Source organism: Novosphingobium pentaromativorans US6-1, from assembly GCF_000767465.1.
GTDB lineage: Bacteria > Pseudomonadota > Alphaproteobacteria > Sphingomonadales > Sphingomonadaceae > Novosphingobium > Novosphingobium pentaromativorans.
Genome location: NZ_CP009291.1, coordinates 1241872 through 1250000, shown reverse-complemented (window position 1 = coordinate 1250000; position 8129 = coordinate 1241872). Strand labels below are relative to the sequence as shown.

At 61.7% G+C, this 8129-nt stretch carries 9 protein-coding genes (1 of these 9 running past the window's edge); 8 read left to right on the top strand and 1 reads right to left on the bottom strand.

Features of this window, described 5'->3' with window-relative positions:
- A protein-coding gene (locus tag JI59_RS05815; RefSeq protein ID WP_085997526.1) for an IS3 family transposase occupies positions 1 to 890 on the bottom strand; the annotation gives its coding sequence in 2 pieces (ribosomal slippage) (positions 1 to 626 and positions 626 to 890; 1173 coding nt in all); it reaches 282 nt to the left of the window's first position.
- Positions 891 to 1605: 715 nt separating this feature from the next.
- Between JI59_RS05815 and JI59_RS05805 the strand changes: the two genes are divergently transcribed.
- From JI59_RS05805 to uraH, 8 genes are all read left to right on the top strand, one after another.
- The gene (locus JI59_RS05805) at positions 1606 to 2541 is read left to right on the top strand and encodes a LysR family transcriptional regulator (protein ID WP_081473990.1); all 936 of its coding nucleotides are present in this window, start codon (positions 1606 to 1608) and stop codon (positions 2539 to 2541) included.
- 411 nt (positions 2542 to 2952) lie between these two features.
- The gene (locus JI59_RS27585) at positions 2953 to 3369 is read left to right on the top strand and encodes a cytochrome c (RefSeq protein ID WP_038575621.1); all 417 of its coding nucleotides are present in this window, start codon (positions 2953 to 2955) and stop codon (positions 3367 to 3369) included.
- Positions 3370 to 3539: 170 nt separating this feature from the next.
- On the top strand, positions 3540 to 4721 hold the full coding sequence (locus JI59_RS05795) for a pyridoxal-phosphate-dependent aminotransferase family protein (protein ID WP_052117950.1): 1182 nt from the start codon (positions 3540 to 3542) through the stop codon (positions 4719 to 4721).
- Positions 4718 to 5605: an allantoinase PuuE gene (gene puuE / locus JI59_RS05790; protein ID WP_038577099.1), complete on the top strand. Its 888-nt coding sequence runs from the start codon at positions 4718 to 4720 to the stop codon at positions 5603 to 5605. The genes JI59_RS05795 and puuE overlap by 4 nt, the downstream gene beginning before the upstream one ends.
- Positions 5602 to 5763 (top strand): hypothetical protein, encoded by a 162-nt coding sequence (locus JI59_RS27070; RefSeq protein WP_007013728.1) that lies wholly within the window; start codon positions 5602 to 5604, stop codon positions 5761 to 5763. Before puuE ends, JI59_RS27070 begins: the two co-directional genes overlap by 4 nt.
- Entirely contained in the window at positions 5760 to 6200 is a 441-nt protein-coding gene (gene uraD, locus JI59_RS05785) for a 2-oxo-4-hydroxy-4-carboxy-5-ureidoimidazoline decarboxylase (protein ID WP_007013729.1), read from the top strand. The genes JI59_RS27070 and uraD overlap by 4 nt, the downstream gene beginning before the upstream one ends.
- Positions 6197 to 7645, top strand: coding sequence for an FAD/NAD(P)-binding protein (locus JI59_RS05780; protein ID WP_007013730.1), 1449 nt, complete (start codon positions 6197 to 6199; stop codon positions 7643 to 7645). The genes uraD and JI59_RS05780 overlap by 4 nt, the downstream gene beginning before the upstream one ends.
- The gene (uraH, locus tag JI59_RS05775; RefSeq protein WP_038575617.1) at positions 7642 to 7974 is read left to right on the top strand and encodes a hydroxyisourate hydrolase; all 333 of its coding nucleotides are present in this window, start codon (positions 7642 to 7644) and stop codon (positions 7972 to 7974) included. Before JI59_RS05780 ends, uraH begins: the two co-directional genes overlap by 4 nt.
- Positions 7975 to 8129 lie beyond the last annotated feature (155 nt).

Here is an 8129-nt window from a genome sequence, read left to right as displayed (position 1 = left end):
CGCCCGCAGCACGCCGGTGAAGGCCTGCGAAGTGAACTGGCTGCCCTGATCGGTGTTGAAGATGTCCGGCTTGCCAAAGCGGGCCATGGCATCCTCCAGAGCCTCGACGCAAAAAGCCGCGTCCATGGTATTGGACAATCGCCAGGCCAGCACCTTGCGGGTGGCCCAATCCATGATCGCAACGAGATAGAGGAAGCCTCGGCGCATCGGTAGATATGTCACGTCCGCACACCACACCTGATTGGGCCGCTCGATCTTCATGTCCCGCAGCAGATAGGGATAAATCCGATGCTCCGGGTGCGGATCGCTCGTGCGCGGGCGCTGGTAGATCGCCGCCAGCCCCATCTGCGCCATCAGCCGTCGTACCCGGCGGCGGCCCACCGCATGACCAAGCCGCTGCAGGTGCCGCACCATCTGCCGGCTGCCGTACCACGGACAGTCCATGAACGTCTCGTCGATTACCCGCATCAGCGCCAGCGTCTCCTCGCTCTGAGGCGCAGGCGTATAATAATAGGAAGACCGGCTGATCGACAGCAGGCGGCACTGCGCCGCGATCGACAGGCGCTGGTGAGCAGGCTCGATCAGCAATCGCCTCTGGCCCGCGCTCATCGACCGGAGGCTTTCGCCAAAAAATCCCGCTCCACCAGCAATTGCCCGATCTTGGCATGCAGCTTCTCGATTTCCGCTTCGGTCTCCGTCTTCGACGCCTGCTCACCGCCGTCGAACAGGCTGGCCATCCCGTCCACCGCCTGACGCTTCCATCCCCCGATCATCGTATGGTGGACGCCGTGCTTCGCAGCCAGTTCCGCCAGCGTCAGTTCACCACGGATCGCCTCCATCGCAACTTTCGCCTTGAATTCCGCGCTGTAGCGCTTTCTCGTCTTCTTCATTCCCGTCCATTCCTTAGGTCGGGATGAGCTTAACACCCTGTCCAGATTTCCAGCACCACGTCAGAGAGCTATTGCGGAGAAGAGACGGTCAGTGCATTGGCTCGCAGGCACGGAACGAGCCCGTCGCAACTGCTCATGTGACGGCGCGAGTTTCGCAAGCGGTTGGATGAGCGGGGTCTGGCCTTGCCCGTAGTCTCGTCAGCATCTGTGGCATTTGTCCCCGCTGCAATCAATCCAGAGCCGGAGAGCCAACCGGTTCGCCAGTCCATACGAACGCGCCAGCCCCGGCGCTCCTAGGCAAGTGTCGTCGAACAGGAGATCGAGGGCGTCTCGGTGAAGATCGGATCGGGTGCCGACAAGCGCCTGATCTCGGCCGTCATCGAAGCGTTCCGGAGCGACCCTGTCCTGGAAAATGCCTACGGTTGGGGGGCACCTCGCAACGATCAAGAGCGCGGGGCAATCGGCGCAATTTCAAAATTGCGTTGAAGATCTTTCATAGGAACTTCTGGCGCCGCGCAACTGCCAACGGGCGTCATCATGAGCCTTGTTTTCGATTAAAATCCATAAATTACAATGCTATGACTTTGTCTTGGAGGTGGGGCGCATAAGCTTGTTGCGTTATGTTGCAAGTGCACAATGACAATGGCATAACCAAGAAAAATTTAATGATCGCAGGGGGCGTTCGACGACAGTCAGAACTTCGGGGGCGCTTCAAATGAGTAGTGAACTACGGATATTCGTGCGCGCAGTGCAGATGAAGAACATCTCCGCTGCGGCAAGAAGCCTGCACTTGACGCCGGCGGCTGCCAGTCACCGGATCATGCAGCTCGAGAACCGGATTGGGGCCCGGTTGCTTAATCGGACAACGCGGGCTTTGCATCCCACCGAGGAAGGGCTCGTCTTCTACGAACATGCACTGGAAGTGCTGGAGGCGATAGAACGCGCCGAGAGCAGTATCGCCACGGCGGGCGGAGAACCGATTGGTGCGCTGCGCGTCACCGCCCCCATCGGTTTCGGGCGCCGCATTCTGGGCCCCTTGATTGTCCAGTTCCACGAACGCTATCCCAAGGTTCGCGTCAACCTGCGTCTGTCTGACCGGCTCATCGACTTGCTGGATGAAGCAGTGGACATAGCAATTCGCATGGCCAATCCCGTCGACAGCAGTTTCATTGCGCGCAACCTCGAGGATTGCGAGCGGGTCCTGTGTGCCTCTCCCGATTATCTAGACCGCAAGGGCAGGCCGCGCGAGCCGGGTGAGCTTATCGACCACAATTGCCTCGTGTTGCGGTTTCCGGGAAGCCCCCAGGTGCGCTGGCGCCTGCAGGCGCCCGATGGTGTCGTCGCGGTCCCGGCCACCGGTGACTTCGACGCTGATGAAGGCGACGTCCTGACCGAGTGGGCACTGCATGGCGGCGGGATCGTCATGAAGCCCTACTGGGAAGTGGCGGAGCATATCCGCAGCGGGAATCTCGAAGTGGTGCTGGCCGATTATCCGCCGGAACCGGTGAAGTTGATGCTGATGTATCCGCACCGCAACCTGGTGCCGGCAAAACTGCGGGTCTTCATCGATTTCATGGCTGAGCAGAAGTCTCTGCTTCCGGACGTCTCCCATTTCGGAGGGAGCGGAAAGGTCGTCAGGTTCGGAACTTGACGAGCCGGGCGCAAGTCCACGGACGCGGCTTCGCCATTCTTCGATAATGTCGGAAAGTCCTTCCTGAATTACGGCGATGCTGATGTCACGTCCAGCGCGTATGACGGTGAGGTCGCAAGGTCGATCGGGACAAGGCCGCATCTGGAGCGGTGGTTCCGGTGGATCGGAAGCCAGCACGCAGCGCGGATACTTCGCGATCCCCGAAGATGCCGGTTCCCGAAGCCGCGGGGGTCAGCTGCTTGGCGTTGCATTGAGGGAGCCTCATCGATGATTGCCTTGCTTGAACGCATTGTTTTGCCGCGGCCTCGTCCGACGTGCTTGTTCCTTGCCGCATCGCTCGCCGTCTGTGGTTGCAGTGTATCGAATGGCGGGGCTGTTGCGGAACGGGGGGCTGCAGAGGACGCGGCGGTCATGGGCAGCGACCTGTCTTTGCAGGAGCTGATGGCCCATGTCATGCAGCGCAATGCCATCCAGATGTGGAACTGGCAGGCTTTCGTCTCCGATGGCACGGGTGCGCATTCAACGGTCCCGCGCACTGACGAGGAGTGGGAGGATGCCGAGAGCGACGCTCTAACGGTCGGCGAACTGGCCCGTACTATTCAGCAGGCACCCTACCGCGTCGATGATCCGATGTGGTCGAAGAAGGCGCAAGCACTGCAGGCTGCGGCTGCCAAGGTCGCCAAGGCGGCGGAAGTACGCGATGAGGATGCCTTCCTCGCCGCCGGAGCGAGTGTTAACGACGCTTGCGTGTCGTGCCACTATCGCTTTGCGCCGCAACTCGAAGGTCCGGAGCCGACCGCATCTCCTTCCGAGGCGGGTCAAGGATGACCGGCCGCGATCGGACCTGCTGCGCTTGCCATTATCATTCATATGCATCGACTGGCGGCGCGCCTGCGATGCCGTCTGACCGCAAATTCAATTGAGAATCGGAGTTGAACAGGTTGCCTGAACTCGATCCCCTGTTGTTTGGCGAAATCGATCCGCCCCAACGGCTCTTGATGGGGCCTGGCCCGATCAATGCGCATCCCCGCGTCTTGCGAGCCATGTCTGCGGATCTGCTTGGACAGTTCGATCCCGAGATGACCGATTTCATGAATCAGGTCATGGCGCTCTATCGACCGATCTTCGGAACCGACAATCGCTGGACGATGCTGATCGACGGAACAGCGCGGGCCGGCATCGAAGCGGCGCTGGTCAGTCTGGTGGCAGCGGGCGACAAGGTTCTGGTGCTCAATTCGGGGCGCTTCGGTTTGTTGCTGACCGAGATCCTCTCGCGCATCGGCGCCAGCATCGAGACCATCGATGTGCCCTGGGGCGAGATCGTGCCGATGGAAACTCTGGCTGCTGCGATCGAGCGGACATCGCCGCGCCTTGTCGCTGCCGTTCACGGCGATACCTCGACGACGATGGCCCAGCCGCTCGACGGCTTTGGCGCGCTTTGCAGGGCCGCAGGCGCTTTCAGCTATGTCGACGTCACGGCAACCATTGGCGGAATGCAGATCGCCGCAGACCGGTGGGGCGTCGATGTCGTGAGCGGGGGGCTGCAGAAGTGCCTGGGCGGTCCTTCGGGTTCCGCTCCGATTACCATCTCGGACCGGGCGGCGGAGCATATCTTTCGGCGCAGGCACATCGAGAAAGGCATCCGGCGCGAGGACATCGTGGATGGTCACGGGCCGCGGATCCCTTCCAACTATTTCGATCTCGCGATGATCATGGACTACTGGTCCGAAAAGCGCCTCAATCATCATACCGAGGCGACTTCGATGCTTTATGCTGCACGAGAATGCGCCCGCATCGCCTTGGGCGAAGGCCTGGAAAAGCGCTATGCGCGGCATCGCGCGGCCGGCCGGGCGATGGCTGCCGGCCTGCGTGCCATGGGTCTGACCCTGTTCGGCAACGACAGCTACCGCATGAGCAACGTCACCGGCGTCTATATTCCCGAGACCGTGGACGGCGAGGCTATCCGCCACGCCATGCGCACGAACTTCGAGATCGAGATCGGCACGGCCTTCGGGCCACTGGAAGGGCGGATCTGGCGTCTTGGAGCGATGGGTTACAACGCGATGAAGCACAAGGTCCTGCTCACGCTTGGAGCGCTTGAGGCGTGCCTGCGCGCACAGGGACATCCGGTTGCAATGGGCGAGGCGGTTCCTGCAGCTTTGGAAGCATGGGACGCATGAGCCAGCCTCGCGATCTCGTCGGCTACGGCTGTACTCCCCCAGAGGCGAAGTGGCCCGGCGGGGCCCGGATCGCCGTGCAGTTCGTGATCAATTACGAGGAGGGCGCGGAGAACTGCGTGCTCAACGGCGATGCCGGTTCGGAATGTTTTCTCTCCGACATGGTCGGTGCCGTCAGCCATCCCGACCGCGCGATGGCGATGGAAAGCCTCTACGAATATGGCAGCCGCGCCGGGTTCTGGCGACTGCACCGCCTGTTTGTGCAGCGTGGTTTGCCGGTAACCGTATTCGGTGTTGCACGGGCGCTGGAGATGAACCCGGATGCGGTAGAGGCAATGCTGGCGGCCGACTGGGAAATCGCCAGCCACGGCCTGCGCTGGATCGACTACCAGAACGTGCCTGAGGACGTCGAACGTGCGCACATCTCACAGGCTATCGCGCTGCACGCGCAGGTCACGGGGCAACGTCCGCTTGGCTGGTATCAGGGGCGTACTTCACCCAATACGGCGCGCCTGATCGCGGAGGAAGGAGGATTCCTCTACGATGCGGACAGCTACGCCGACGATGTTCCCTACTGGAGCCGGCATCACGGCAAGCCGCAGCTCATCGTGCCCTATTCGCTCGATGCGAACGACATGAAGATGGTCGCGCTCAACGGATTTACCGAGGGCGAGCAATTCTTCCGCTACCTGCGGGACACCTTCGATCAATTGCGCGATGAGGGCGGCAGGATGATGTCCATCGGCCTGCATGCGCGCATCGCCGGCCATCCGGCGCGCGCCCGCGCGGTCGCGCGGTTCATCGATCATGTCGTGGCGAGCGGCGATGCCTGGGTCGCTAGGCGTATCGATATCGCGCGTCACTGGATTGCGGAGCACCCCGCATGAGCAGCGACGATCTGACGATCAGGAGAGCCCCGATGGCTTTCGAGGGTGAGGAAGGGCCCCTGGCGATCGACGGGCTTGCGGAAGGCAGTGCGGAACCCGGCCGCGTCGAGCGGGAAATCGTCCCCATCAACGATACCTTCAAATGGACAATGTTATGACCGCAGTTTTCGAACACAGTCCCTGGATCGAAGAGCGCGCCGATGGCCGCCCCTCTTCGGGAGACCGTCACGCAGATCTCATGGCAGTTGTCCACGAGGCGGACATCGACGAGAAGCTGGCTTTGATCCGCGCGCACCCTGAACTTGCGGGCAAGGCTGCGATCGATGGCACCCTGACCGCGGCATCGGCAGCTGAGCAGGCCTCAGCCGGGCTGGACCGACTGACTCCTGCAGAATTCGAGGAATTCCAGACCCTCAACGCGAGTTATCGTGCGCGTTTCGGCTTCCCTTTCGTCATCTGTGCAAGGCTGAACAACAAGGCCGGGATCCTGTCGAGCATGAGGGAGAGGCTGGGGAACGGCCGCGAGCAGGAGATCGCCATTGCAATTGCCCAGATCGGGGAGATTGTGCGCCTCAGGCTGGAAGACGGGCAATGAGTGAAATACGCCTGTCCACCGGCCCCGCCGGTCTCGAAGCCCTCGAGGCGGATCTGGCGCGCCAGTTGCTTCTGACCGGTTATGGCGGACACGACTGGACCCGGCCGCGCTCGCATCCGGAAGGGCACGTGCATGATGTCGTCATCGTCGGCGGCGGGCAGAGCGGCCTTGCCGCAGCCTTTGGCCTCATGCGCGAGCGGATCGGCAATATCCTTGTGCTCGATGAGAATCCGGCCGGTTTCGAGGGGCCTTGGGAAACCTATGCGCGCATGATTACCCTGCGCACGCCCAAGGATCTCACGCCGATCGATTTCGGAATTCCGGCGCTGACTTACCGTGCCTGGTGGGAGGCCCAGCACGGTGCCGAAGGCTGGGCGCAGGTCGACAAAATCGCGCGAGAGGACTGGATGGCCTACTTGCGCTGGTATCGCCGCGTTCTCAACCTGCCTGTGCGCAACGACACCAGGCTGGAATTGATCGAGCCGATCGGGAAGGGGCTCCATCGCCTCAGGCTCGCCGACGGCTCATTTCTGCTGTCCCGCAAGGTGATCCTTGCCACAGGCATCCAGGGCGGCGGCGAATGGCATACGCCTCCGATGGTTTCGCAGGCTCTGCCGCGCCACCTTTACGCTCATACCAGCGAAGCCATCGATTACGCTGCGCTTACGGGTAAACGCATCGCCATCCTCGGTGGCGGCGCTTCGGCTTTCGACAATGCCAATGCCGCGCTTTCGCAAGGCGTCGGTTCGGTCGAGGTGCACATGCGGCGAAAGCAACTGCCGCGGATCAACCCGATCCGGTTCATGGAGCGGGTAGGTTTTACCGCGCGTTATCCCTCTTTGAGCGATTCCGAGAAATACGCCGTCATTTCGGCCTTCCTCGGGCATAACCAGCCACCCACGAACGATACCTTCAGCCGCGCTGCGGCAAGGCCCGGTTTCAGCCTGCATCTCGGTTCGCCGTGGCTCTCGGTGAAAGCGCAGGGAGCCCAGGCGCTGGTCACCACGCCGCGCGGTACATTCGCATTCGATTTCCTCGTGTTGTCGACCGGTCTGCTCAGCGATCCCGCTTTACGTCCGGAACTTGCCCGGGTGAGCGATGCCATTGCCCGCTGGTCGGACGTCCATCGCGCGCCGGAGGGCAAGGCAAATCCGCTTGTCGATGCCCATCCCTACCTCGGGCCGGCGTTCGAATTCCTGCCGCGAAAAGGGAGCAATCCCGAAGTTTTGCACGGACTGTTCGCCTTCAACTATTCGGCGCTGGCCAGCTTGGGGCTTTCGGCGTCCGCGCTTTCGGGACTGCAGACGGCACTGCCGCGACTGGTTCGCGGCGTGGCCGATCAACTCTTCCTCGACGACCGTGAATCCCTGATCGCCGACTTTCTCGCCTATGATGAACCCGAATTCATGGGCGAATGCCCTGAGCAGCGGGAGGATGCGGCGTGAACAGTTTATCGACCCATGTTCTCGACACTGTGAACGGACGCCCGGCGGCCGGCGTCTCCATCGCGCTTTCCAACGTGGAAGGAGAGATCCTCTTCTCCGGTTCCACCGATGCAGACGGCCGCTGCGGGAAGCTACCCGCTGTCGGCACCGGACGCTTCCGGCTGACATTCGCGGTGGCAGACTACTTTCGCGGTCTTGGCATCATCCTTCCCGATCCACCGTTTCTGGACGTTGTATCCATAGATTTCGGCATAGCCGAGGCGTCGGGACATTATCACGTTCCGCTGCTTGTCTCTCCTTATGGATATTCGACTTATCGGGGCAGCTAGACCGTCAACCCGAAGTCAGACCTGTCATTTCAGAGCTTGCACAAGATGCGGCCGACGCCACCGCGCGGCATTTCGCCTTCGCCCTGTCGATACAATCCGGAAGGATGCTCCATGACCTCTCGCCGTGCCTTGTATTCGAAGGCCATCTCATCCTG

Bases quoted from the DNA above. Each gene is read 5' to 3' on its own strand.
- JI59_RS05805 (WP_081473990.1), top strand. From the start codon at position 1,606: ATGAGTAGTGAACTACGGATATTCGTGCGCGCAGTGCAGATGAAGAAC.
- JI59_RS27585 (WP_038575621.1), top strand. From the start codon at position 2,953: ATGGGCAGCGACCTGTCTTTGCAGGAGCTGATGGCCCATGTCATGCAG.
- JI59_RS05795 (WP_052117950.1), top strand. From the start codon at position 3,540: ATGGGGCCTGGCCCGATCAATGCGCATCCCCGCGTCTTGCGAGCCATG.
- puuE (WP_038577099.1), top strand. From the start codon at position 4,718: ATGAGCCAGCCTCGCGATCTCGTCGGCTACGGCTGTACTCCCCCAGAG.
- JI59_RS27070 (WP_007013728.1), top strand. From the start codon at position 5,602: ATGAGCAGCGACGATCTGACGATCAGGAGAGCCCCGATGGCTTTCGAG.
- uraD (WP_007013729.1), top strand. From the start codon at position 5,760: ATGACCGCAGTTTTCGAACACAGTCCCTGGATCGAAGAGCGCGCCGAT.
- JI59_RS05780 (WP_007013730.1), top strand. From the start codon at position 6,197: ATGAGTGAAATACGCCTGTCCACCGGCCCCGCCGGTCTCGAAGCCCTC.